General features: G+C 71.0%; 22 protein-coding genes. 11 read left to right on the top strand and 11 right to left on the bottom strand.

Annotated features, from left to right (window positions below):
• Positions 1–241 precede the first annotated feature (241 nt).
• Positions 242–670 (top strand): anthrone oxygenase family protein, encoded by a 429-nt coding sequence (locus tag MMSR116_RS20710; protein ID WP_010685352.1) that lies wholly within the window; start codon positions 242–244, stop codon positions 668–670.
• A gap of 20 nt (positions 671–690) precedes the next feature.
• Here MMSR116_RS20710 and MMSR116_RS20705 read toward each other — a convergent pair whose 3' ends face one another.
• Positions 691–1,707 (bottom strand): aldo/keto reductase, encoded by a 1,017-nt coding sequence (locus MMSR116_RS20705; protein WP_039893898.1) that lies wholly within the window; start codon positions 1,705–1,707, stop codon positions 691–693.
• Between the two features lie 207 nt (positions 1,708–1,914).
• On the opposite strand from MMSR116_RS20705, the gene MMSR116_RS20700 reads away from it, so the two are divergent.
• A complete protein-coding gene (locus MMSR116_RS20700) occupies positions 1,915–2,844 on the top strand; it encodes a sulfite oxidase heme-binding subunit YedZ (protein WP_010685350.1) in 930 nt (309 codons plus the stop codon).
• 67 nt (positions 2,845–2,911) lie between these two features.
• Positions 2,912–3,295, top strand: a complete 384-nt coding sequence (locus tag MMSR116_RS20695) for a hypothetical protein (protein WP_010685349.1) — start codon at positions 2,912–2,914, stop codon at positions 3,293–3,295.
• Between the two features lie 500 nt (positions 3,296–3,795).
• Here MMSR116_RS20695 and MMSR116_RS31430 read toward each other — a convergent pair whose 3' ends face one another.
• Positions 3,796–3,972, bottom strand: coding sequence for a hypothetical protein (locus MMSR116_RS31430; RefSeq protein WP_010685348.1), 177 nt, complete (start codon positions 3,970–3,972; stop codon positions 3,796–3,798).
• Positions 3,973–4,121: 149 nt separating this feature from the next.
• The gene (locus MMSR116_RS20690; RefSeq protein ID WP_010685347.1) at positions 4,122–4,520 is read right to left on the bottom strand and encodes a DUF4174 domain-containing protein; all 399 of its coding nucleotides are present in this window, start codon (positions 4,518–4,520) and stop codon (positions 4,122–4,124) included.
• Positions 4,521–4,643: 123 nt separating this feature from the next.
• Here MMSR116_RS20690 and MMSR116_RS20685 point away from each other — a divergent pair, with 123 nt between their 5' ends.
• From MMSR116_RS20685 to MMSR116_RS20675, 3 genes are all read left to right on the top strand, one after another.
• On the top strand, positions 4,644–5,660 hold the full coding sequence (locus MMSR116_RS20685) for an NADP-dependent oxidoreductase (protein ID WP_010685346.1): 1,017 nt from the start codon (positions 4,644–4,646) through the stop codon (positions 5,658–5,660).
• Between the two features lie 168 nt (positions 5,661–5,828).
• Entirely contained in the window at positions 5,829–6,377 is a 549-nt protein-coding gene (gene ssb, locus MMSR116_RS20680) for a single-stranded DNA-binding protein (protein WP_010685345.1), read from the top strand.
• Between the two features lie 270 nt (positions 6,378–6,647).
• Positions 6,648–7,919, top strand: a complete 1,272-nt coding sequence (locus MMSR116_RS20675) for an MFS transporter (RefSeq protein WP_010685344.1) — start codon at positions 6,648–6,650, stop codon at positions 7,917–7,919.
• Positions 7,920–7,940: 21 nt separating this feature from the next.
• Here MMSR116_RS20675 and MMSR116_RS20670 read toward each other — a convergent pair whose 3' ends face one another.
• Entirely contained in the window at positions 7,941–8,819 is an 879-nt protein-coding gene (locus MMSR116_RS20670; RefSeq protein ID WP_010685343.1) for an SDR family oxidoreductase, read from the bottom strand.
• 268 nt (positions 8,820–9,087) lie between these two features.
• Complete coding sequence (gene xth / locus MMSR116_RS20665; protein WP_039893897.1) at positions 9,088–9,897, bottom strand: exodeoxyribonuclease III; 810 nt, start codon at positions 9,895–9,897, stop codon at positions 9,088–9,090.
• Between the two features lie 160 nt (positions 9,898–10,057).
• On the opposite strand from xth, the gene MMSR116_RS20660 reads away from it, so the two are divergent.
• Complete coding sequence (locus MMSR116_RS20660; protein ID WP_010685341.1) at positions 10,058–10,798, top strand: lysophospholipid acyltransferase family protein; 741 nt, start codon at positions 10,058–10,060, stop codon at positions 10,796–10,798.
• A 6-nt stretch (positions 10,799–10,804) separates the two neighbouring features.
• Here the strand turns inward: MMSR116_RS20660 and MMSR116_RS20655 are convergent, their stop codons facing one another.
• Positions 10,805–11,743 (bottom strand): LolA family protein, encoded by a 939-nt coding sequence (locus MMSR116_RS20655; protein ID WP_010685340.1) that lies wholly within the window; start codon positions 11,741–11,743, stop codon positions 10,805–10,807.
• A 136-nt stretch (positions 11,744–11,879) separates the two neighbouring features.
• The gene (locus MMSR116_RS20650) at positions 11,880–15,158 is read right to left on the bottom strand and encodes a DNA translocase FtsK (protein WP_010685339.1); all 3,279 of its coding nucleotides are present in this window, start codon (positions 15,156–15,158) and stop codon (positions 11,880–11,882) included.
• 384 nt (positions 15,159–15,542) lie between these two features.
• On the opposite strand from MMSR116_RS20650, the gene MMSR116_RS20645 reads away from it, so the two are divergent.
• The 3 genes from MMSR116_RS20645 (at position 15,543) to MMSR116_RS20635 (ending at position 18,616) form a co-directional block, all read left to right on the top strand.
• Complete coding sequence (locus MMSR116_RS20645; RefSeq protein ID WP_010685338.1) at positions 15,543–17,606, top strand: NAD(+) synthase; 2,064 nt, start codon at positions 15,543–15,545, stop codon at positions 17,604–17,606.
• A 117-nt stretch (positions 17,607–17,723) separates the two neighbouring features.
• Positions 17,724–17,954: a hypothetical protein gene (locus MMSR116_RS20640; protein WP_010685337.1), complete on the top strand. Its 231-nt coding sequence runs from the start codon at positions 17,724–17,726 to the stop codon at positions 17,952–17,954.
• A 257-nt stretch (positions 17,955–18,211) separates the two neighbouring features.
• Positions 18,212–18,616, top strand: coding sequence for a PilZ domain-containing protein (locus MMSR116_RS20635; RefSeq protein WP_010685336.1), 405 nt, complete (start codon positions 18,212–18,214; stop codon positions 18,614–18,616).
• A 108-nt stretch (positions 18,617–18,724) separates the two neighbouring features.
• On the opposite strand, the gene MMSR116_RS20630 is transcribed toward MMSR116_RS20635, so the two are convergent.
• Positions 18,725–19,162 (bottom strand): HIT family protein, encoded by a 438-nt coding sequence (locus MMSR116_RS20630; RefSeq protein WP_010685335.1) that lies wholly within the window; start codon positions 19,160–19,162, stop codon positions 18,725–18,727.
• A 164-nt stretch (positions 19,163–19,326) separates the two neighbouring features.
• Between MMSR116_RS20630 and MMSR116_RS20625 the strand changes: the two genes are divergently transcribed.
• On the top strand, positions 19,327–20,286 hold the full coding sequence (locus tag MMSR116_RS20625) for a cation diffusion facilitator family transporter (protein ID WP_010685334.1): 960 nt from the start codon (positions 19,327–19,329) through the stop codon (positions 20,284–20,286).
• Between the two features lie 268 nt (positions 20,287–20,554).
• On the opposite strand, the gene MMSR116_RS20620 is transcribed toward MMSR116_RS20625, so the two are convergent.
• From MMSR116_RS20620 to MMSR116_RS20610, 3 genes are all read right to left on the bottom strand, one after another.
• Positions 20,555–21,439, bottom strand: a complete 885-nt coding sequence (locus MMSR116_RS20620; protein WP_010685333.1) for an SDR family oxidoreductase — start codon at positions 21,437–21,439, stop codon at positions 20,555–20,557.
• A 10-nt stretch (positions 21,440–21,449) separates the two neighbouring features.
• Positions 21,450–21,629: a DUF1328 domain-containing protein gene (locus MMSR116_RS20615; protein WP_010685332.1), complete on the bottom strand. Its 180-nt coding sequence runs from the start codon at positions 21,627–21,629 to the stop codon at positions 21,450–21,452.
• A 126-nt stretch (positions 21,630–21,755) separates the two neighbouring features.
• On the bottom strand, positions 21,756–23,126 hold the full coding sequence (locus MMSR116_RS20610) for a chloride channel protein (protein ID WP_191991967.1): 1,371 nt from the start codon (positions 23,124–23,126) through the stop codon (positions 21,756–21,758).
• Positions 23,127–23,254 lie beyond the last annotated feature (128 nt).

The following is a 23,254-nucleotide window of genomic DNA, read 5'->3' as shown; positions in this document are numbered from 1 at the left end:
GTGTTCAGCGCGCAACCTTCGCGGCGTCCTGCGTGGCCCGTCCGCAGCGTGCGGCCTCGGGTGGCGAGTGGCTGTGCGGCGAAAAAAAAGAGCGGACCCGGTGGGGCCCACTCCCGAACCGCAGCCTCTCGACTGCCATCAGAACTGTTGATCCACGAGATAACGGCCCGGCGCAGAAAGTTCAAGGCCGAACCGACGGCCGGGACATGCGATCGGTCCCGACCGATGGTAAGCCGGCCGGATGCTGACCGGTCTTCTCGCCCTGACGACCGCCGCGCTCTTCACGGGCGCGGCCCTTTACATCAACCTCGTCGAGCAGCCGGCGCGGATGATCCTGGACGATCGCGCTGTGCTGACGGCGTGGAAGCCGGCCTACAAGCGCGGCTTCGCCATCCAGGCGCCACTCGCGGTCGTCGGCTTCCTGCTGGGCGTCGCGGCGTGGTGGACGAGCGACCGGCCCGCTTTCCTGGGCGGCGGGTTACTCATGCTGGCGAACTGGCCCTGGACCGTCGTGGCGATCCTGCCAACCAACCGGATCCTGATGGCGACGGCGCCGGAGGTGGCGGACAGCACCTCCCGCGCCTTGCTCGAGCGGTGGACCCTCCTCCACGCCGTGCGGTCGGCCCTCGGCGCCCTCGCGACGGCCTGCTTCGTCTGGGCGCTCAGCTGACGGGACCCAGTTGACGGGGCTCAGTCCATGCCGCTGCGCGGCACCCGTCCCTCCAGCGGATAGGCCGGATCGTTGTAGCCCGGCGTCGTCGGGTGGCCGGCGGCGACGAACCCGTCGACCAGTGCCTCGTCCTCCGCGGTGAAGGCGTAGTCGAGGGCGCCGAGATATTCCTGCCACTGCGCCTCCGTCCGCGGCCCGGCGATGACACCGGTGACGAGGCGGTTGTTGAGCACCCAGGCAGTGGCGAACTGCCCGGCCGTGATGCCGCGCGCCTCGGCATGCTCCTTCAGGGTCCGGGCGATGCGCAGGGATTCGGGGCGCCACTCGGTCTGCATCATCCGCGTGTCCTGGCGGCCGGCGCGGGATTCGGCCGGCGGCGGCGCATCGGGATCGTACTTGCCGGTGAGCACGCCGCGGGCGAGCGGCGAGTACGGCACGACGCCGAGCCCGAAATGCGCGCAGGCCGGCAGGTGCTCCGTCTCGGGCATGCGGTTGAACGCGTTGTAGTAGGGCTGGCTGACCACCGGCCGGTCGATCCCGGCCTCGTCGCAGAGCCGGCAGATCTCGGCGACCCGCCACGAGCGATGATTCGAGACGCCGAAATGGCGGATCTTGCCCGTCCGCACGAGGTCGGCCAGCGCCCGGACCGTCTCGGCCAGCGGCGTATCGTGATCCTCCTTGTGGAGGTAGTAGATGTCGATGAAGTCCGTGCCGAGCCGGCGCAGGCTGTCCTCGGCGGCCTTCATCACGTGCACGCGCGAAAGGCCGCGGTCGTTGACGCCCTGTCCGGTCGGATTGGCGACCTTGGTGGCCAGGATCCAGGCGTCGCGCTCACCCTTGATCGCCCGGCCGGTGATCTCCTCCGAGCGGCCCTCCGTGTAGACGTTGGCCGTGTCGATGAAGTTGATCCCGGCGTCCCGGGCATTGCCGACGATGCGGCCGGCGGTGGCCTCGTCTGTGGGGCCGCCGAACATCATCGTGCCGAGGCAGATCGGCGAGACCTTGAGGCCGGAACGGCCGAGAGTGCGGTACTGCATGGGATCCATCCGGTGTCCGTCGTCACGCTATCTCGCCGCGGAGGCGGCGCGGTCAACCACACAGGTCAACGCCGTCGTGTAACCGCCGCGCCGCCGCGGCGAACCGACCCGTGACGGCACCGATGGCCGGAGCCGGCCGTTCTCGCCGCGGGCGCGACCGGACCGGGCCGCCGCCCTCACCCACCGACAGAGCCCCGTTCGAGACCCATGTTCGACCGCTTGGCCGCTCCCCTCGCCGTCCCCCTCCCCTGGCTCGACCGCGCCGGACGCCTCTCCTGGCTGAAGCTCGCGGTGTTCGCGGCCTGCGTCGCGCCGGCGCTCTACCTCGCCGCCGCCTACCGGCTCGACGCGCTCGGCGCGAAGCCGATCACCGCCCTGATCCATGCCACCGGCGAGTGGGCGGTCCGCTTCCTGCTGCTGTCGCTGGCGATCTCGCCGCTCCGGCGCCTCGCCGACTGGCCGAAGGTCGTCGTGGTGCGACGCATGCTCGGCGTCACCGTGATGGCCTACGCGGTCGCCCACCTCACGCTCTACGCGGTCGATCAGAACCTGATCCTCACCAAAGTCGTCTCGGAGATCGCGCTCCGGCTCTACCTGACGATCGGCTTCGTGGCGCTGATCGGCCTCATCGCCCTGGGGCTGACCTCCACGGACGCGGCGATCCGAAACCTCGGCCCGAACTGGAACCGCCTGCACCGGCTCGTCTACACGATCGCCGTCCTGGGGCTGGCCCACTACTTCCTGCAGTCGAAGATCGACGTCAGCGACCCGGTCTTCTGGACCGGGCTGTTCCTGCTGCTGATGGGGTGGCGGGTGATGCGGCGGTTCTCGCTCCCGGAGCGGCCCTGGTCGCTCCTGCTTCTCGCGATCCTGGCGGCCCTTGCCACGGCGGGGCTGGAGGCGGCGTGGTACGGGCTCGCCAGCGGCGTCCCGGCCAGTCTCGTGCTCGCCGCCAACCTGGATGTCTCCGGTCCGATCCGGCCGGCCTGGTGGGTGCTGGCGGTCGGATTGTCGCTGCCGCTCGTGGCGCTGGCGCGCGGCCCGAAACAGCGTTCGGCCGGGCAGGCGCCGGGCCGGCGGGCGGCTTCCGCGCCCCGCCGGGAGCCCGTTCAGGAGGCCTTGTCGCCGCGGGCCTGATGCCGCAGAACCCGCTCCCGCCCGCCGCCGAAGGCGGCTCCGGGCCCATCGGAGCTCTCATCACGCCATGCGCGGCACGCTTCTCCTGATCGCGGGCTTGCTCGCGCCGACCCTCGCCCTCGCGGCCCCGCCCGCGAAGCCGGCCGCCAAGGCGGCCCCTGCCGCGCCGTCCCCGGCCGCGCCAGCGGTTGCGGCCTGCACACCGCCCGAGCCGCCGCCGCCCTCCGCCCGGCCGAGCAAGCCGCCGCTGCCGGAGAAGCCCGCCTGCCTCGACGCCAAGGACGGATGCCCGGGCTGGGAGGCCTACAGCTACAACGACGCGATCAAGGCCTACAATCTCCAGGCGCAAGCCTTCCGGCCGATCGCCGAGGCCTACATGCAGAAGCTCAATGCCTACGTGAAGGCGAGCGGCGAGTACGCGCAGTGCGAGGTCAACGCGATGCAGAAATAGCCGGCTGAACGGCAGCCGACATCGCTTCACGGGAGCGGTTCAGGCGGACCGGCGCAACGTCCGGGGACGATGGCCGCGATCCCCGCGCGCCCGACTCCGCCGAGGCCCCCGTGCCCGCCTGTCGCCTTCTCGCCCGAACCGGACTCCTTGCCCTTCTCCTCGCCGCCGGCCCGGCGCTGGCTGCCGACTTCGACGGGCCTTATCCGCCATCCCACGACGACGGCGGCCCGATGCAGGAGGATGAACCCGAGCGCCGGCCGCCGCCACCGCCGCCGCGCCCAGGGCCGGAGTTTCGCGGTCCCCGCTTCACCGCGGCGCCCCCTGAGGCGTGCCGGGAATTCGTGCGGCGCCGGTTCGATGCGGACGGAGCGCCGGTGCTGCGCCGGGTTCGGGTCTGCGACGAGCCGGCCTTCGACCGCGGCCCGCCCCCGCCGCCACCTCCCCCCGAGGACATCCCGCCCCGTCGGTGGGAAGGACCCCGGTGGTGACGCCGCACCGGCTCAGATCCGGGCCGGGGCCTTCTTGAGCGCTGCCGCGAAGGCCTTGAGCTGGCGGTTCAGGTCCGCCAGCTCGTTCAGCGCGATGGTCTTGTGGCCGTCGCGGACCGCGCGCTCGATGTCCTCGACCTGCGCGGCAGCGAGGCGGCGGATGGCGGTGGCAACTTGTTGTCGGGTCATCGATTCGAGCGTCTCGTGCGAGCGTCCTGACGGGCCTCAACGGACGGCCGGGCAACGGCCGTCGACACGTTTCGGTGATAGGGCGGTAGGCTTAACCGTTGGTGTCCGCCCCCCGCCCGCGCACAGGAGACTTGGTCCCGGACTTGGCCCTAGCGACGCTCCCGCATCTCGGCGCGTCGCATCGGCATCGCGTCGATCGTGGCGAACAGCGTTTGCGGCGCGATCGGCGACTCGGCGGTGAGCTTGGCGCCCCCGTCCTTCCCGATCAGGACAGCCCGGAAGCTGTCGGCTGGAAGGCCGAGGCGGGCGCGCAGGGCCCGCGCCTCCGCGCCGGAGCCGACCGCTTCCAGCACCACGAGGTCGCGCTCGGCGATGCTGGCACGGGCCGAACCCAGCGCCGTCCGCTGCGCCTTGAGGTGTGCGTCGCCGGCGTCGGGGGCGGACAGGACGAGCACCCGCGCGCGGTCGCGGTAGCTGTCGAGCGGGCCGGCCGATGCGGCTCCCGCGGCCAGGACCGCCAATCCGAGACCCAGTGCCGTTCCCCGCATGGCGCCGCTTCCTGCTTCAGAACCGGGACAACGCGTGATCCGGCCCGGAGATCACCGCGGCGCCTTGGCCGTCGCGACCCGGCGCCCCAGATCGGGGGCGATTGCCTGATCCGGGAGTTTGCCATGACCGCCATGAACCGTCGCATCGTCCTGGCCTCGCGCCCGCAGGGCGAGCCGCGCCCCGACAACTTCCGCCTGGAGGAGGTGCCGGTTCCGCAGCCCGGCCCGGGGCAGGTCCTCCTGCGCACCCGCTGGCTGTCGCTCGACCCCTACATGCGCGGCCGGATGAGCGACGCGAAATCCTACGCGGCCCCGGTGGAGATCGGCGCGCCGATCACCGCTGAGACCGTGGGCGAGGTCGTCGCCTCCAACCACCCGGACCACGCCGTCGGCGACCTGCTCACGGCCTTCGCGGGCTGGCAGGACTATTTCGTCACGGATGGCAAGGGCTCCCGCAAGGTCGATCCCGCGGCCGCTCCGCCTTCCACGGCGCTGGGCGTGCTCGGGATGCCGGGCATGACCGCCTATACCGGCCTCCTCAACATCGGCCGGCCCAAGGCCGGCGAGACCGTCGTGGTCGCGGCCGCCGCGGGACCGGTCGGCTCGCTCGTCGGGCAGATCGCCAAGCTGAAGGGCGCCCGGGCTGTCGGGATCGCGGGCGGCCCGGACAAGTGCCGCTATCTCACCGAGGAACTGGGCTTCGACGCCGCCGTGGACCATCGCGGCGCCGACCTGCCGGGCGCGCTCGCCGCCGCCTGCCCGAAGGGCATCGACGTCTATTTCGAGAACGTCGGCGGCGCGGTCTTCGCCGCGGTGATGCCGCTGCTCAACCCGTTCGCGCGGATCCCGGTCTGCGGCCTGGTCTCGGCCTACAACGCCACCGAGGTCCCGCCCGGGCCGGACCGCCTGCCCGGCCTGATGCGCTCCGTGCTGACCAACCGGCTGCACATCCAGGGATTCATCGTCTGGGATTTCGCCGACCAGGCGGCGACGTTCCGCGATGAGGTCGGCGGCTGGATCCAGGAGGGGCGGGTCCGCTACCGCGAGGACGTGGTCGAGGGTTTGGAGAAGGCGCCGGAGGCCTTCATCGGCCTGTTGAAAGGGCGCAATTTCGGCAAGCTGGTCGTGCGCGTGTCGTGACGGCGGCTTGCTGCCACTCTGGAACAGATGTAGAACAAACGGATCCGGCGGCGCTGCGGAAAGCGGGCACAAGCCCGCACCGCAGGTTGCCGCTCCGGAGGCCCAGGCGCATGGTTCGCGCGCCGCCGGGCAGATGCCCAGTGAGATCCGTACGGTGAGGAGAGAGCGATGGCGGGCAGCGTCAACAAGGTGATTCTGGTGGGCAATCTCGGGCGGGACCCGGAGATGCGCCGCCTCGGCTCGGGCGACCCGGTCTGCAACCTGCGGCTCGCGACCTCCGAGTCGTGGAAGGACAAGGCGACCGGCGAGCGCAAGGAGAAGACCGAGTGGCACTCGGTCGTGATCTACAACGACAACCTCGCCCGCGTCGCCGAGCAGTACCTGCGCAAGGGCTCGAAGGTCTATATCGAGGGCCAGCTCCAGACCCGGAAGTGGACCGACAATTCGGGCGTCGAGAAGTACACCACCGAGGTGGTGCTCCAGCGCTTCCGCGGCGAGATGACGATCCTCGACGGTCGCGGCGGCGGTGGCGGGGACTTCGCCGGTGAGGACGAGGGCGGCGGCCAGATCAGCCGCGGGGGTGACCGGGGTGGTGACCGCGGCGGCGATTTCGGCGGCGGCCGCGCCCAGGGCGGTGAGCGCCGTCCGGCGCCCGCCTCCTCGGGCGGGGGTGGGGGCCGCGGCGGCTACGATCTGGACGACGACATCCCGTTCTAGGACCTTTCACGGTCACGCAGACACCAGGCTTGAACATCGGACCCGCCGCGCCCCGCGCGGCGGGTTTCTCGTTGGAACCGAAGCTCCTCGATCGCTGCCGGACATCGCCGGCCGGTGCCGCCGAGAGGCTGTCCTCCCGCCTCTCGCAGATCTGCGCAGAGAGGGCGCTACGCGCGCGTCCGGCAATCGTGCTAGTCTGATTCGGCCGGGCTGTTATCGTGCTGATGACAGCAGAGACGCGTAACGACGACAATAACAAGTGCGCGCTCGATGACGACATTGCGGATCAGGCCGGACCTGCACCATCGATCCGCTCTCGCCGGCGCCGCTGGCAACGCTCTCGAATGGTACGACTTCACGATCTACGGCTTCGGCGCGCACATCATCGGGCGCCTGTTCTTCCCGGCTGCCGATCCCGTGGTGTCGCTGCTCGCGACCTACGGCGTGTTCGCGTCCGCGTTCCTGGTGCGGCCCCTGGGCAGCCTGTTCTTCGGCCACGTGGCGGACCGGTACGGGCGGACCTCCGCCCTCACCCTCTCCGTGGGCCTGATGGCGCTATCGACAGTCTGCATCGGTCTGCTGCCGACCTACGCGGCCCTCGGGATCGCCGCGCCGATCCTGCTCGTCGTCTGCCGGCTGGTCCAGGGCCTGTCGGTCGGCGGCGAGTTCACCACCTCGATCACATTCCTCGGCGAACGCTGTCCCGCCGAGCGGCGCGGCTTCTACTGCGCCCTTCCGGCCTGCACCATCGGGATCGGACAGATGCTCGGCTCGTTCGTGTTCTTCCTGATGGAGGCGTGGCTGCCCCGGGAGGCTGTGCTGGACTGGGGCTGGCGCATCCCGTTCCTGTTCGGGATCCTCCTCGGGGCGTGCACTCTGTGGCTTCGGCGCGCCATCCTCGTCGTCGACCGGCCGCTGCCCGCGGAGCGCGCGTTCCCGATCGTCGAGGCTATCCGGAGCGAGGGGCGCGCGATGCTGTGCGGCTTCCTGATCAGCGTGCTCGCGGGCGTCGGCATCTACCTGGGTGTCATCTACCTGCGCGGCTTCCTGGTCCGCACCGATGGGCTCACGCCGGCCACCGCGTCGGGGCTCGGGACGATCGGCACGGCGATCCTGATCGTCTTGGGTCCGGTCTTCGGCGCCCTGTCGGACCGCGTGGGCCGGCGCCCCGTCATGATGGCCGGAGCTGCGGCCTTCATCGTCCTGGCGTGGCCGATCTTCCGACTGCTGACCCAGGCCGAACTGACCTTCGTGCTGGCCGGCGAGGTTCTCTACATGCTGGTGCTGTCCGTCTACATCGGCCCCCTGGGAGCGATGCTGACGGAGCTATTCAGCCAGCGCGTGCGGGGGTCCGGCTCGGCGGTAAGCTACAATCTCGCGCTCGGCGTCTTCGGCGGCACCACGCCGGCGATCCTCGTCTATCTCGTTACCGAGACCCATTCGGCCAATGCCGCGCCCCTGTGGCTCGCCCTCGCGGCGGCCCTGGGTCTCGCGGGCGTACTGCTGGCGCCGGAACGGGCCGGCGCGCCGCTGCGACCGTGAAGGTCCTCGCCGCAGGCTCGGTCAGAGCATCGGCATGCCGCCCGTGACCGGGACCAGGGCACCCGACATGTAACTGCCCTCCCGTGAGGCGAGCAGCACGTAAGCCGGGGCCAGTTCCGCGGGCTGGCCGGCGCGGCCCAGCGGCGTCTGAGCGCCGAGTTGCTCCATCTGCTCCGGACTTTTCACGATCGGCTGGATCGGCGTCCAGACCGGTCCGGGTGCGACGCAATTGACCCGGATCCCCTTCGGAGCCAGCAGATTGGACAGGCCGATGGTCAGGCTCGCGATGGCGCCCTTGGTGGCGGCGTAGATCAGCATGTTCGGGCCGGCGACCTTGGCCTGCACGCTGGTGCTGTTCACGATGGCGCCGCCCGGCTTCATGTGCGGAACGGCGGCCTGGGCGAGGTAGTACATCGCGAACACGTTGGCGCGGAACGACCCCTCGATGTCGCCGGCCCTCAAGTCGTCGAGGCCCTCGTTCACCACCTGGGCGGCGGCGTTGTTCACCAGGATGTCGAGACGCCCGAAGGTCTCCACGGTGCGCGCCACGAGATGCCGGCACTGAGTCTCGTCGCGGATGTCGCCCGGAAGCAGAAGGCAACGGCGACCGGCCTTCTCGACCCAGGCCTTCGTCTCCTCGGCGTCCTCCTGCTCGGCCTCGAGATAGGAGATCGTCACGTCGGCGCCCTCTCGGGCGTAGGCGATCGCCACCGCCCGGCCGATCCCGGAATCGCCGCCGGTGATCAAGGCCGCTTGTCCGGTCAGGAGTCCCTTGCCGACATAGCTTTCCTCGCCGTGGTCGGGGCGCGGCGTCATCTTCGTGGTGAGGCCCGGCCGCGGCTGCTGCTGGTCACCGGGGAACGGGGGCCGGGGTCCGGCTTCGCGCGGGTCCTGGGTCATGAAAGCGGCTCCGCGTCGTGGGTGATCACGAGGAATTAGGGCCGCCGCCGTCGCCGCCGCCTGCGCCCGGCCGTCACAGGCCGGCCCAGGCGGCGGCCCCTGTCAGAATGCGCGGTTGCGCCCGGCATGCGGGCCACCGTAGCGGCGACGCAGGTAGGAAACGACCTTGGGAAGGAGGAAGGCAATCAGGATCTTGCGCATGGGGCCAGCTCGCGTCACGGGATCGTGAGCGGGCAATGCTCGGACCGGGCGGCAGTTCCGCCCGCTCTCACAACTCCAGCGTGAGGGTCACCGGCGCATGGTCGGAGGGTCGCTCCCAGGAGCGGGCCTCGCGCAGCACCTCGACCTTGCGGACGGTTCCGGCGAGGTCCGGCGACACCCAGGCATGGTCCAGGCGCCGCCCCTTGTTGGCGGCCGACCAGTCGCGAGACCGGTAGCTCCACCACGTGTAGATCTTCTCCGGCTCCGGGGTGAGGTCGCGGGCCGCGTCGATCCAGCCGGCCTCCCCGCGCAGGATCTCCAGCGCCTCGGTCTCCACGGGCGTGTGGCTCACCACGTCGAGGAGCTGCTTGTGCGACCAGACATCGTGCTCCAGCGGCGCGACGTTGAGGTCGCCCACCAGGATGGCCGGCCCGGAGACACGCTTGCCGCCCCAGGCGCGCAGCTCGGCGAGGAAGTCGAGCTTGTGGGCGAATTTCGGGTTGAGGTCGCGGTCGGGCACGTCGCCGCCGGCGGGGACGTAGAAATCGTGCAGCACGATCCCGGCGGCGGCGCCCGCCTCAGGGCCGAGCACGGCCGAGATGTGGCGGGCATCCTGGCGCTCGCAGAAGCCCATCACGGCGCGGGTATGCAGGGGGAAGCGCGAGAGGATCGCGACGCCGTTGTAGCCCTTCTGCCCGGCGAACATCACGTGCTCGTAGCCGGAGCCGCGCAGGGCCTTCAGCGGGAAGGCGTCGTCGGGGCACTTGGTCTCCTGCAGGCAGAGCACGTCCGGCCTGTGCTCGGCCAGGAAGCGCAGCACCGAGTCGATGCGCAGGCGCACCGAGTTGATGTTCCAAGTGGTGACGGTGAAGTGCACGGGCCACGCTGGGGTTCGGAGGGCGTTGCGCTCCGATAGCCGATTTCGCGGCACGCGACAGTCCGCTCACCGCCTGTGAGGCAAAAGGCCGTGCGTGACCGGCCGGCAGGCGCTATGCCCGGACCCTGCCCTGTCCCGGGCCCCTCGCCGAGGCCCTGTCATGGCAAATGCCCGCTCGCTTCTGTTCGCCGTCTACTGGGCGGCCTGGACGACCCTGTTCCTGGCGCCGCTGGCGATCTTCCTCCTGTCCGGATCCCCTCAGGGGCCGATCCGCCGGGCGACGCGCCTCTGGGCGCGCGGGATTCTCGGCGGGCTGCGGCGCATCGTCGGGCTGCATTACGTCGAGGAGGGCCGCCAGCACCTGCCGGCCGAGCCCTGCCTGATCGTCGCCAACCACCAGTCGACCTGGGAGACGCTGGCCTTCCTCGTCCTGGTGCCGGACGTGGCGATCGTCGCCAAGCGGGAGCTTCTGGCCATACCGGTGGTCGGCTGGTTCCTGCGGCGCTCGCCGATGATCGTCATCGATCGAGCCAACGGCACCCAGGCGCTGCGCACCATGATCGACGGTGGCCGGGCGGCAGTCGCGGCCGGGCGCTCGGTGCTGATCTTCCCCGAGGGCACCCGCGGCGGGATCGGCGCTCCCCTGCGCTTCAAGCGCGGCGTCGAGCTGCTCTACAGCCGGCTCGGCCTGCCGGTGGTGCCGGTGGCGCTCAATTCCGGCCTGTTCTGGCCCGGAGGTGCAGCGACCCGATCCGGCACGGTCGTGGTGAGCTACCTCGCCGCCATCGCGCCGGGCCTGCCGCCCGCGGAGTTCCTGCGCGGTACCGAGGGGGCGATCGACCGGGAGCTGGACCGGTGGCGGCAGGTCGGTGCGGTTCAGTTCAGCGCGACCGACGCGTAGAGCCCCTCACTGCTGCGACTGCTGGATCTGCTGCTGCATCGCCTTGTCCTCGGCGCGCCCGTAATTGATGAAGAACGCGCTGCCGTCGACGCCCTTGCCCTTCTGCAGGTTCGACAGCTGCACCGTGGTGATGTAGCCCTGCGGATCGGTGATCCGCCACTGCGACAGGGTCTTCACCTCGGGATCGAAGACGAGCTGGATCTTCGAGGTGCCGCCCAGCGTCGTCCGGTCCTCCAGGCTGATGCGCACGCCGCCGGGGTCGTTGGAGACGTCGGTGACGGTGAGGTCACGGGCGAGGTCGATCTTCTCGCGCAGCAGGAATTTCAGCGGCGTCTGGGCGATGAAGTAGAGATCCTGGGTGTTGAGCTTGCGGTCACGCACCGCCACCGAGGTGCCGTCGGCGACGACTTCCAGGGGCGAGGGCTGATCGTAGTCGAAGCGCAGGCGGCCGGGCTTGGCGAGCGTCAGCTTGCCGCCGATCCGCCGCCCGTCGGCGCCGATCTGCATGAAGCTGCCGGTCAGGGTGTTGATCCCGTTGAAATAGGCGTTGGCCTGGGCGAGCAGGGTGGCGGCATCCGCCGGCTCGGAGGGGGCGATCGCGACGGGCGCGCCCACCGCCGCCACCTTGGGCTCGGCGGCCTTGTGTTCGGCCTTGTCGGCTCCCTTGCCGCCCTTGAGGCTGCCGGTCTTCGGCGCGTCCTTCGCGGCCTCTCGGCTGGCGTCCTTGCCGGCCTCCTTGCTCGCCTCCTTGGCCTTCGGAGCCGGCTTCTTGGCCGGTGCAGGCGCGGGACGAGCGGCCTCCGGCTGCGGCGCGGGCTCCTCCTTGTGGCCGAAGAGGCTGTCGATGAAGGCGCCGACCTGCGCCTCGGCCGGGTTGCTGGCGGTCGCGAGCCACAGCCCGGCGGCGATCAAGGAGCCGGCTGTGCGGGTGCGGCGGCCGATCATCGGCAGAGTCTCCTGGGAGCCCGCAGGCGGGTTCCGGCGGCAAACGAAGGGCGGGACACGGGGCTTAGAACCCCGCCCTGTGGCGAAGATACGACGCCCGGGCCGCTCCGTGCGGAGCGGCCCGGAGCGGGGGCTCTTACTCGTCGTCGTACATCCCGTTCGCCATGCCGCTCGACATGTGCGGCGCACCGGCGACCAGGATCTCGCGCTTGCCGGCGTGATTGGCCGGGCCGACGATCCCCTCGATCTCCATCCGCTCCATGATCGAGGCGGCGCGGTTGTAGCCGATCTGCAGCCGGCGCTGGATGTAGCTGGTCGAGGCCTTCTGGTCGCGCAGCACCACCTCGATCGCCTGCTTGTAGAGGTCGTCGGACTCGCCGCCGGCCGCCGCCGCGAAGGCGCCGATGTCGAAGACGGGGGCCTCCTCCTCGGGCTCGTCGGACCGCTCGGCCTTGTCGGCCGCGGCGGCCTTGCCTCGTCCGGACCGTCCGCCCTCCTTGGGCTGCTCTTCAGGCGAGTCGTCGGCGGTGACGGCGTCGAGGTAGCTGGGCCGGCCCTGGCGCTTGAGGTGCGCCACGACGGTCTCGACCTCGCTGTCCGAGCAGAACGGCCCGTGCACCCGCGTCGTGCGCCCGCCCCCGGCCATGAACAGCATGTCGCCCTGGCCCAGAAGCTGCTCCGCGCCCATCTCGCCGAGAATGGTGCGCGAGTCGATCTTGCTGGTCACCTGGAAGCTGATCCGGGTCGGGAAGTTGGCCTTGATCGTGCCGGTGATCACGTCCACCGACGGGCGCTGGGTCGCCATGATCAGGTGGATGCCCGCCGCCCGCGCCATCTGCGCCAGACGCTGGATCGCCCCCTCGATGTCCTTGCCGGCCACCATCATCAGGTCGGCCATCTCGTCCACCACGATCACGATATACGGCAGCGGCGCGAGGTCCATCGCCTCGTCCTCGTACACCGCCTCGCCGGTATGGCGGTCGAAGCCGGTCTGGATCGTGCGCGTGATGGTCTCGCCCTTCTCGCGGGCCTCCTTCATGCGGGCGTTGTAGCCGTCGATATTCCGGACGGCGATCTTGGCCATCTTCTTGTAGCGCTCCTCCATCTCGCGCACGGCCCACTTGAGGGCGATGACCGCCTTCTTGGGATCGATGACGACGGGGGAGAGCAGGTGCGGGATGCCGTCGTAGACCGACAGCTCCAGCATCTTGGGGTCGACCATGATCAGGCGGCACTCCTCGGGCTTGAGCCGGTAGAGCAGGCTGAGGATCATGGTGTTGATCGCCACCGACTTGCCCGAGCCGGTGGTGCCGGCGACCAAGAGGTGCGGCATGCGCGCGAGGTCGGCGATGATCGGCTCGCCGCCGATGTTCTTGCCGAGGCACAGCGCAAGCTTGTGCTTGCTCTCGGCGAAGTCGGCCGACGCGAGCAATTCGCGCAGGTAGACCGTCTCGCGGGTGTCGTTCGGCAATTCGATGCCGATCACGTTCCGGCCGGGGACGACCGCGACGCGGGCCGAGACCGCCGACATGGAGCGGGCGATGTCGTCCGACAGCCCGATGACGCGGCTGGACTTGGTGCCCGGCGCGGGCTCGAGCTCGTAGAGGGTGACGACCGGCCCGGGCCGCACCGCCAGGATGTCGCCGCGCACGCCGAAATCCTGGACCGTCTGCTGCAGGTTGAGGGCGTTCTGCTCCAGCACGTCGGCGTCGACCTCCTCGCTGCCGCCGGGGGCCGGCAGGGCGAGCAGTTCGAGGGACGGCAGCTCGTAATCGGCGTTCTCGATCGGCGCGATCTCAAGGTGGCGGCCGGCCGGGATCAGATGCGCCCGGGGCGCGACCATCGGCACTGCGACCGCGGCAGGCGTCTCCGCGACGGCTTCCACCGCCTCGACACCCGCCTCCACATCCGCCGCAACACCGTCAGCCGAGATGGGCCCGGCCTCGATCTCGGCCGGGACCGGCTCGGGCTGCGGCGCAAGCTTGCCGCGGAGCAGGACCGGGCGCGGCGTCATCGGGATCACCACGCGCTCGGCCTCGGCGCGCTCGGCGACCGGAACCGGGAGGGCCTCGGGCTGGACCGGAGCTGCCGGTGGCACGACCCCCGGCTGACCGGCCGCGCGGATCGCCGCCCGGGCCGCCATAGCGCTGAGGGCCGGGGCGCGGCGCGGGGCTTCAGCCGCAGCCGCAGCCGGGGGCTCGGCCGCAGCGCTGCCGGGTCCGAAGACCAGCGACAGGCCGGACGCCGCCGGAGACGCGACGGGCGGCAGGAAGGCGCTCCGGATCGACGCGGCCGCGTCAGTCCGCAGACCGGCCTCCGTGCCGTTATCCTGCCCGTCGGCCGGGCGCGGCGGCTGGTCGAACCGCACCAGCCGGTCGAGCACGTAGACCGGCCGCGGCGGCAGCGAACGCAGGTGCGCGATGTCGCCGGTCATCGAGACGAAGCGCTCGTCGGAGGCGGCCTGCACGGCCGCCGGGATCGGAGCGGCCTCGGCGGGCTGCGCCTCCAGGGTGGACCAGGCCTCCACGGACGACCAGTCGCCACCGTCGAACCAGGGCTGGACCTCGGACCAGTCCGGGAGGTCGGACCAGTCGCGGGCCGGGACCTCGGCGGCGGCCTCGACAGACGCGGAGACGTCCGACACGGCCGCGACCGGGGTGATCGCCGCCGTGGACGCGGCCAGCTCGACGGCGGGCCGGACCGGCCGGCGGTCCGGCGTACGGAAGAAGCGGACGCCGGGCGGCGCGACGAAGGGCTGGCGCCACAGGGGCACAGGCTCCACGTCCGGCGCGGCGACTTCGGCCAGGGCCGGCGCGAAGGTGCGCTCTGCGTCCGCGGTGGCGATCCGCTCGCGCTCGACCCGCTCCCGCTCGGCCTCCTCGCGGGCAGCCCGCTCGGTCTCGAGGGCCAGGGCGGCGGCCTGCGCCTCGGCGCGGGCGCGCTCCAGGGCGACGCGCTCGGCCTCCAGGGCGCGCTGGCGGCGTTCCTGCAGCACCGAATCGGGGGTGCGGGTGTAACGAACCGAAGGTGCGGCCGGAGCCGGCGCGGCGACAGGCGTCTCGACCGGCCCTGCTTCGGGCGCATAGTCGGGGGCGATGGCGGCGGGGCGGCGCGGCTGGCGCACCAGCACGCCCGGCGAAGAGGCGCTGCGGTCGATCCGGCTCTCGAAGGCCGGCGCATCGAAGGCATCGAGGGCGTCGAGACTCGCCCGGTCGTCGAAGACCTGGGCCGGCCAGTGGGCCTCCGGCGCCACGGCGCGCGGGGCGCGCTCGAAGGCCTCGCGGCCGACCATCGCGCCGGGCGGCGTGAGCCAACTCGGCTCGGCCCGGCGTCCGGCGGTCCCGTAGGCCGGCCGTGCGGGCAGCCCGGCCGGGGAGCCGGACAGGCGGCGGGTGAGGCTCGCGCGGAGCGCCATCAGCCTGTGCGCCAGGGCTCCCAGAGAGAGCCCCGAACGGTCGCCGCCGCGGACCGGGCGGGCGGGATCACGATGGGAGTACGGAGGCCGTCCCGATGCGCGCATGGGTTCTCAGACGATACTCGAAACAGGGATCCGCCGACGCGCGGCGGCTGTTCCTGAGTTAGGCCAGACGTCGTTAATGGAGGCTTGCCGCGACCCGTGCTGTGGAAACCATGCGGGGTCGGAGCCGTGGCAGTGGCCGGAGCGAGGCCGACCCGGGGAGCGCCCGTTCCTCCCCTACGGTTCCCGATCGCTTCGCTCTGCGCTGTGCGGGCGTGATCGCCGATTCCTGGCCACATCCCATATGGTATCGGCAGCCACCCCTCATCCGGACAGGTGCCCGTGTCTCCAGCCACCTCCGAATCGCCGGCGCGCTTCCGCTCCCTCTACCGTCACGGCTTCGCCCGGGTCGCCGCCTGCACCGGCCGCAGCCACCCGGCCGAGCCGGGGCGCAACGCCGACGCGATCCTCGACCTCGCCCGGACCTGCCACGACACGGGGGCCGCGCTGGCGGTCTTCACCGAGCTCGGCCTGTCGGCTTACGCGATCGAGGACCTGCTGCTCCAGCAGACGCTCCTCGACGCCGTCGAGGAAGCTGCCGCCCGGGTGATCGCCGAATCGGCCAATCTCCGCCCGCTGCTACTCGTCGGCGCGCCGCTGCGCTGGCGCCACCGCGTCTACAATTGCGCGCTGGCCATCCAGGGCGGCCGCCTGCTCGGGGCGATCCCGAAGACCTTCCTGCCGAACTACCGGGAATTCTACGAGAAGCGCCACTTCGCCTCCGGCGCGGGGATCGTGGGCGAGACCATAAGGGTCGCGGGCCGCGAGGCGCCGTTCGGCACCGACCTGCTGTTCCCGGCCGAGGATCTGCCGGGCCTCGTGGTCGGCGTGGAGATCTGCGAGGATCTGTGGGTGCCCGAGCCCCCCGGCATGCGGGCGGCACTCGCGGGCGCCACCGTGCTGGCGAACCTCTCGGGCAGCCCGATCACCGTCGGCCGGGCCGAATCGCGGGCGCTCCTATCCCGAGCGTCCTCGATGCGGGGCGCCTGCGCGTATGTCTACGCCGCCGCCGGCCAGGGCGAATCGACCACCGACCTCTCCTGGGACGGCCAGACCAGCATCGACGAGCTCGGCGTGCGGCTGGCCGAGGGCGAGCGCTTCCCCGAGGGCCCAGTGGCGACGCTCGCCGATATCGACCTCGACCTGATCGCCCAGGAACGGCTCCAAGCCGGCAGCTTCGACGACGACGCGCGGCGCCACGCCCTCCCCTATCGCCGGATCCCGTTCCGGCTCAGCGCCCCGGAGGCCGATCTCGGACTGATCCGGCGGATCGAGCGCTTCCCGTTCGTGCCGGCCGACCCGTCGCGCCTCGCCCAGGATTGCTACGAGGCCTACAACATCCAGGTGGCCGGCCTCGCCCAGCGCCTCCAGGCGACGGGCACCCGAAAGGCCATCATCGGCGTCTCGGGCGGCCTCGATTCGACCCACGCGCTGATCGTGATCGCGAAGGCGTTCGACCGGCTGGGCTACCCGCGCTCGGACATCCTGGCCTACACGCTCCCGGGCTTCGCCACCTCGAACGCCACCAAGACCAACGCCCACGCGCTCATGAAGTCGCTCGGCTGCACGGCCGCCGAGATCGACATCCGCCCCGCCGCCAAGCAGATGCTCGCCGACATGGGCCACCCGTTCGCCAGGGGCGAGGCGGTCTACGACGTGACCTTCGAGAACGTGCAGGCGGGCCTGCGCACCGACTACCTGTTCCGGCTGGCCAACCACGCGGGCGGGATCGTGGTCGGAACCGGCGACCTGTCGGAGCTGGCGCTCGGCTGGTGCACCTACGGCGTCGGCGACCAGATGAGCCACTACGCGGTCAATGCCGGTGTGCCCAAGACCCTGATCCAGCACCTGATCCGCTGGGTGATCGGCAACGGCGAGGTCGGGCCGGACGAGGCGCGCACCCTGCAGGCTGTCCTCGACACCGAGATCTCCCCCGAGCTGGTGCCGGTGGATCAGGACGACAGCCCACAGAGCACGGAGGGCACGATCGGCCCCTACGCGCTGCAGGACTTCAACCTGTTCTACACGCTGCGCTACGGGTTCCGGCCCTCCAAGATCGCCTTCCTGGCACTCCACGCCTGGGGCGACCGGGAGCGCGGCAGCTGGGCACCGGACTTTCCCGAGACCAAGCGGGTCGCCTACGACCTGCCCGAGATCCGCCGCTGGCTCGGCGTGTTCCTGACCCGCTACTTCGGCTTCAGCCAGTTCAAGCGCTCCGCGCTCCCGAACGGACCGAAGGTCTCGGCCGGCGGCTCCCTCTCGCCGCGGGGCGACTGGCGCGCGCCCTCCGACGGGTCGGCGCGCATCTGGATCGAGGAGCTGAATCGAAACGTCCCCGAAACTTGACCGTCACAAACTCGACCGATTGTGCCATTATGAGCACGGTCAAGCCGATTCTTCGCAATGCGAGATCTCGTATTGGGAATATTCGGCTTCTGAGGGCGGCCAGGCGGAGGACTTCGGATGCGAAGCTACAACCTGTTCCAGCTCAAGGGCGAGGAAGGCCTCTGCTGCGCCGTACCGGAGGCCAGCACGGTCCCGCCCTTCATCGGCGCCGGGCGCTGGACCTTCGGCGGCAAGCTCTGCGACGGCAGCCGGCAGCCCCTCGATTTCGACGACCGCGCCGCCGACACGGCGGTGCGGTTCAACGGGTTCTACCTGTTCCAGACGGTGGACCGGCGGTTCATCGCCTGAGTCGGCGGCCTCTCCGCGGGTTGCCGTTTCGCGAGCGCGAGAGAGCCGTTCCGCCTCGCCCCCTCTTCCCTTTGCGAGGGCGGGAGGGACGGGATCCGGCGGATGCCGCACCGGCGTCCGGGTGGGAACGTGTCTCCGAGGTTATCTCTACCGCTATCCACCAGTGAGATAAGGCCGATGTCCGCTATCGCGACGAAGATTCCTTAAGAGCTGGCGTGCAGGAATTGCGGAGTTTTCAGGGTTCCGGAGCCGCCCGCATGTCGGAGCATCGCAGAGAGGCGCGCCAGAGGGTCTTCCTCAAGGGCCGCATCGTGTTCAACAACGGCGCATCGAGCTTCGACTGTCTGGTGCGCGACATGTCCGCCACCGGCGCGCGGCTGATGATGAGCGATGCCACCACCTTGCCGGATGCCTTCGACCTCTACATTCCGCAGAAGGACCGGACCTATCGCGCGACCCTGCGCTGGCGGCGGGAGGACGGCATCGGCGTCGTCTTCGAGCAGAAGCTCCGGACCGCCGCCGCGCCTCCCGATCCGGCGGCAACCGATGCGTCCGTGAGCGCGCTGCTGAAGCGCATCGGCGAGTTGGAGACCGAGAACGCTGCCCTGCGGCGGCTGCTCGCCACCATGGCGCAGAAGGACGAAGCCGCCAGCGCGGCCTGAGCGCCTCGAAAAACTGCCGGGTCGCGCTGCAACCGGTCGCGCTTCCAGTCCTCGCCTTGGAGCGCTTACCTGCGCCGGACAGGTCTGAGCGCCCGCGACGCTCGAGCGTCAGCCCTGCCCTTCGAGTGCCGCGCGGATCCGCGCGGCGAACTCGGCCAGAACGGTGTTGTCGGCCATGCCCCCCTCGTGGCGCTTCAGAGGCACGCCCTCGCGCCGCGGGATGATGTGGACGTGCAGGTGGAACACGGTCTGCCCGCCGGCCGGCTCGTTGAACTGAAACAGGGTCAGTCCGTCCGCCTGGAACGCCGCCTTCACGGCCCGCGCCACTTTCTGGACGCTCGCCGTCAAGGCCGCGAGTGAATCTGGCGCGGCATCGAGGAGCCCCCGGGCCGGCGCCTTGGGGATCACCAGGGTATGGCCTTCGCCCTGGGGCATCACGTCCATGAAGGCGAGCGTGTGCGCGTCCTCGTAGACCCGGTGACATGGGATCTCGCCCCGCAGGATCTTGGCGAAGATGTTGTCGGGGTCGTAGCGGGCGTCGGCCATGCGTCCTCCCAGGATGTCTGAGCCGGCGCAGGTTGCACGGGGCGACCGTCCGCGTCCACACGGGAACCGGGAGCCATCCGGAACGCTTGCACCGCCGCGGTTGGAACCCCGTCCGGTTCCCGGCCGCGCATCCACGCGCTCAGGCGCGTTCAAGGGGGGTCCGGATGGCGCACGAGAGCACGGGGGCGATCTACGCGGCGGCGGGCGCCAATCTCGCCATCGCGGCGGCGAAGTTTGTCGGCGGTGCGCTGACGGGCTCCACCGCGATGCTGGCCGAGGGCGTGCACTCGGTGGTCGACACCGCCAACCAAGTGCTGCTGCTCGTCGGCATGAAGCGGGCCGAGAAGCCGGCCGACGCACGACACCCATTCGGCTACGGGCGCGAGATCTACTTCTACGCCTTCGTGGTGGCGCTGATGATCTTCCTCGGCGGCGGCCTCTTCGCGATCTACGAGGGGATCGAGCGTGTCCGCCACCCCGAGCCGGACGTGGACGCCGAGCTCCTCGGTTACCGGGTGCCGGGAATCTGGGTGAACGTCGCGATCCTCGGCTTCGCCATCGCGGCCGAGGGCACGTCCTTCTTCGTGGCGATGCGCCAGTTCTGGGCCGAGAAGGGCAAGCACTCGGCCGTGCGGGCGATCCGGCGCAGCAAGGATCCGACCCTGTTCACCGTGCTCGCCGAGGATACCGCGGCGCTGATCGGCCTGCTGATCGCGCTGGCGGGCGTCGCGCTGTCCCACCTCCTGGAGATGCCGAGCCTCGACGGCTGGGCCTCGGTGGGAATCGGCCTGGTGCTGGTCGGGATGGCCGGCTTCCTGATGATCGAGACCCACGGGCTGCTGATCGGCGAGGCGGCCGATCCCGAGATCGTCGCGGCGATCTCGGAACTGGCCCGCGCCGAGCCGGGGGTTCTCCACGTCAACGAGGTGCTTACCCAGCACCTTGGCCCCTCCGATATCCTGGTCAACCTCAGCATCGACATGACCGATGATCTGAGTGCCGGCGAGGTCGAGAGCCTCGTGACCCGCCTCGACCGGGCACTGAAGCAGCGCAGCCCGGACGTGACCCGGGTGTTCATCGAGATCCAGCAGCAGGGTGAGCACAAGGTGCGGGCGGCGGCGTGAGGAGCGACGTTGGCCCGCAACCGGCCCTGTCGCGGACGCCAGAACGCTGCGGGAGATGATCCGAGATCGGGCACGCCGAGCGCCGCCACGGCAGCAGTGTCCGGTTGATCTGGACGCTTCGCGGTGTCGTACGCCGGCTCTCGGATCAGCTGCCGCTTCGCTTCATCTGCCCGGAACAGGGAGCGGCGGCAAAGACCCGCCCAAGCCCGGCAGCGCGCACGCACAAGCGATCGTTCTGCGCGCGAGAGGCGCGCTGGCGGTCCCCGTTTCAGCCAGCGCCCGGTCCGACACCACTCTCTGACCCGCTCCGGCCCACCTGCGCGAGGCTGAGTGCCCAGACGCGCTCCTGAACCGCCTCGTCGCGACTCTCGGCCGAGGACGTCTTCGGCCGGGCACGGGAGTAGTAGCGGCCGGTGACGCCGTCGAGTTCGGGGGCGGTCGCCACGTGGAGCGAGGTCTCCGCGCCCTTCTCCGGACTCGTGAGGAAGGGCCGCATCAGCGACCAAGCCGCGCCGAACAGGCCGCCGGTGTTCTTGGCGAAGCCGGTATTGATCACGCCCGGGTGCAGGGCGTTGACGGTGATGCCGCTGCCGCGCAGCCGCCGGGCCAGCGCGTAGGTGAACAGCACGTTGCCGAGTTTGGCCTGCGCGTAGGCCCGCATCGCGCCGTAGCGCCGCGTGCCCTCGATGTCGTCGAAGTCGATGTGCCCGCGGTAATGGGCCGCCGAGGCGACGTTGACGATGCGCGGCTTGGCCCCGGCCGCGGCCGAGGCCTTCAGGGTGTCGAGGAGTTCGAGGGTGAGCAGGACGTAGCCGAGGTGGTCCAGCGCCCAGGTGCGCTCGATCCCGTCCACCGTCACCGTGCGACGGTCGAAGATCGCGCCGGCATTGTTCACCAGCACGTCGAGCCGCGGATAGGCGTCCCGGAGCGCGCCGGCGAGGCGCCGGATCTCATCCTGCGCGGACAGGTCGGCGACGTGCGCATCCACGACGGCGCCGGGAACAGCGGCGCGCAGCGTCGCCGCGCAGGCCTGCGTCTTCCCGGGATCGCGCCCGACGATGGCGACCCGCGCGCCGCGGCGCGCGAGCCCCAGCGCGATCTCGTAGCCGATGCCGTTGGTCGCCCCGGTGACGAGGCAGACCTTGTCCCGCACGGCGTCGGCCTCAGAACACCGCCTGTCCGACCGCGAAGGCGATCACGACGATCACGATGGCGATGAGCAGGAACAGGCCGAACAGGATCCGCGCCAGCGAGCCGGCTCCCGAGGCGATGCCGGTGAAACCGAGGCCGCCCGCGATCAGCGAGATCACGAAACAGATGAGGGCCCACTTGAGAAGGGTCATGGCATCACTCCGGAGGGGCCCCGCGGCAGGGCCGACAATCGCTGCCTCAACCGCCGCCAAGCGAGACCGTTCCGCAGGGTTCGGGTGCGGGCCGCTTTTATTCTCAGGACCGGCCAGCCCCCCTCGTCAGCCGGTCTTGGCGACAGGCTGCGCCGGCACGTCGGCGCGCTCCAGCATGATCTCCGCCAGCGTGTGATAGAGCCCGCCCCGGCAGACGGCCTTCGAGGCGGCGTCGGCCAGCAGCGCCGCCACCATCAGGGGGATCACCATCGCGTGGTTCTGGGTCATCTCGGTGACGATGACGAAGCTCGTGATCGGCGCCTGGAGCACCCCGGTGAGGTAGGCCACCATGCCGATGAGCACGAGGGCGCCCACCGGCATGTCCGGCAGGAAGGTATGGATCGTGCCGCCGATCCCCGCTCCCACCGCGAGCGAGGGCGCGAACAGCCCTCCGGGAATGCCGCTGATCGAGCTGAGCACGGTGGCGGCGAACTTCAGCGGCGCGTAGGTCCAACTTGCCGCGGCGTCGCCGTGGAGGATCGTCCGGGCCTCTTCGTAGCCGGTGCCGTAGGCGGTACCCCCGGAGGCGAGGCCGCAGAGGGCGACGCAGAGGCCGCACACCGCCGCGAAGACCACCGGCCGGGCCTTGATCAGGCGGCCGGCCGGACCGGGCAGGCCTCGGGCGAACAGGATCACGAGGCGGCTGAACACGCCGCCCGCGAGGCCGCCCACGACGGCGATCAGCGGTACGATCCAGCTCGCCGCCAGCGGCAGGTCGGCCTGCGTCGTGCCGAAGTAGGTGTAGTTGCCGAGCAGCCAGAGCGAGGTCAGGCCCGCCGCCACGATCCCCGCCACGATGAGGCCGGACGAGCGCGCCTCGTAGGCCCGGCCCAGTTCCTCGATGCCGAACACGATGCCGGCCAGCGGCGTGTTGAAGGCCGCGGCGACGCCGGCCGCGCCGCCGGCGAGCAGCAGGTTCGGCAAGCGGTCCGGGGTCAGGCGTCCGAAGGCGGCCATGATCGCCGCACCGACCTGCACGGTCGGGCCCTCGCGGCCCGCCGAGGCGCCGCAGAGGAGCCCCAGGAACAGGACCAGCACCTTGCCGACGGCGACCCGGGCGGAGATCAGGGAGAAGCGGAAGCGCGTATCCCGGGCATGCCGTGCGGCGATCACCTGCGGGATGCCGGAGCCCTGCGAGTTCGGGAACACCGTGCGGGCCAGCAGCGCCGCGAGGGCGAAGCCCGCCGGAGTCAGCACCAGGGCGATCAGCGGCGAGGGCGCGGTGAGCCGCCGGAATCCGTCCTGGGCGAGATCGGCGCCCTTGGCCATGAGTACGGCCGCGAGGCCCACGCCGATGCCGCCGACTAGGAACAGGAGCCGGCTGCGCCAGAGCGGAAAGGCGCCGAGTGAGGCCGAGCGCAGGCGCAGGATCGAGCGGCGATAGCCGGAGCGCTTCGGACGCGGGGCGTCGATCGTCTCCGGCGCGTCATCCCGCATCTGAACCATGATAGAGCACTGTACCCCGGCCACCGAAGCAACCGCTATACCGCAACCATCGGCGGATGGCCCCTGGGACGCCGCGCGGCGGGGCCCTGACAAGGCCCCGCGCCGGAGATAACACGGCG

Origin of the sequence: Methylobacterium mesophilicum SR1.6/6 (genome assembly GCF_000364445.2) — a bacterium.
Classification (GTDB): Bacteria; Pseudomonadota; Alphaproteobacteria; order Rhizobiales; family Beijerinckiaceae; genus Methylobacterium; species Methylobacterium mesophilicum_A.
The sequence above is the reverse complement of the archived record's forward strand: the minus strand, read 5'-3'. Positions and strand labels throughout refer to the sequence as shown.

Bases quoted from the DNA above. Each gene is read 5' to 3' on its own strand.
- MMSR116_RS20640 (WP_010685337.1), top strand. From the start codon at position 17,724: ATGCGAAGCTACAACCTGTTCCAGCTCAAGGGCGAGGAAGGCCTCTGC.
- MMSR116_RS20700 (WP_010685350.1), top strand. From the start codon at position 1,915: ATGTTCGACCGCTTGGCCGCTCCCCTCGCCGTCCCCCTCCCCTGGCTC.
- MMSR116_RS20705 (WP_039893898.1), bottom strand. From the start codon at position 1,707: ATGCAGTACCGCACTCTCGGCCGTTCCGGCCTCAAGGTCTCGCCGATC.
- MMSR116_RS20610 (WP_191991967.1), bottom strand. From the start codon at position 23,126: ATGCGGGATGACGCGCCGGAGACGATCGACGCCCCGCGTCCGAAGCGC.
- ssb (WP_010685345.1), top strand. From the start codon at position 5,829: ATGGCGGGCAGCGTCAACAAGGTGATTCTGGTGGGCAATCTCGGGCGG.
- MMSR116_RS20615 (WP_010685332.1), bottom strand. From the start codon at position 21,629: ATGACCCTTCTCAAGTGGGCCCTCATCTGTTTCGTGATCTCGCTGATC.
- MMSR116_RS20660 (WP_010685341.1), top strand. From the start codon at position 10,058: ATGGCAAATGCCCGCTCGCTTCTGTTCGCCGTCTACTGGGCGGCCTGG.
- MMSR116_RS20655 (WP_010685340.1), bottom strand. From the start codon at position 11,743: ATGATCGGCCGCCGCACCCGCACAGCCGGCTCCTTGATCGCCGCCGGG.
- MMSR116_RS20625 (WP_010685334.1), top strand. From the start codon at position 19,327: ATGGCGCACGAGAGCACGGGGGCGATCTACGCGGCGGCGGGCGCCAAT.
- MMSR116_RS20690 (WP_010685347.1), bottom strand. From the start codon at position 4,520: ATGCGGGGAACGGCACTGGGTCTCGGATTGGCGGTCCTGGCCGCGGGA.
- MMSR116_RS20675 (WP_010685344.1), top strand. From the start codon at position 6,648: ATGACGACATTGCGGATCAGGCCGGACCTGCACCATCGATCCGCTCTC.
- MMSR116_RS20710 (WP_010685352.1), top strand. From the start codon at position 242: ATGCTGACCGGTCTTCTCGCCCTGACGACCGCCGCGCTCTTCACGGGC.
- MMSR116_RS20670 (WP_010685343.1), bottom strand. From the start codon at position 8,819: ATGACCCAGGACCCGCGCGAAGCCGGACCCCGGCCCCCGTTCCCCGGT.
- MMSR116_RS31430 (WP_010685348.1), bottom strand. From the start codon at position 3,972: ATGACCCGACAACAAGTTGCCACCGCCATCCGCCGCCTCGCTGCCGCG.
- MMSR116_RS20630 (WP_010685335.1), bottom strand. From the start codon at position 19,162: ATGGCCGACGCCCGCTACGACCCCGACAACATCTTCGCCAAGATCCTG.
- MMSR116_RS20685 (WP_010685346.1), top strand. From the start codon at position 4,644: ATGACCGCCATGAACCGTCGCATCGTCCTGGCCTCGCGCCCGCAGGGC.
- MMSR116_RS20650 (WP_010685339.1), bottom strand. From the start codon at position 15,158: ATGGCGCTCCGCGCGAGCCTCACCCGCCGCCTGTCCGGCTCCCCGGCC.
- MMSR116_RS20695 (WP_010685349.1), top strand. From the start codon at position 2,912: ATGCGCGGCACGCTTCTCCTGATCGCGGGCTTGCTCGCGCCGACCCTC.
- MMSR116_RS20635 (WP_010685336.1), top strand. From the start codon at position 18,212: ATGTCGGAGCATCGCAGAGAGGCGCGCCAGAGGGTCTTCCTCAAGGGC.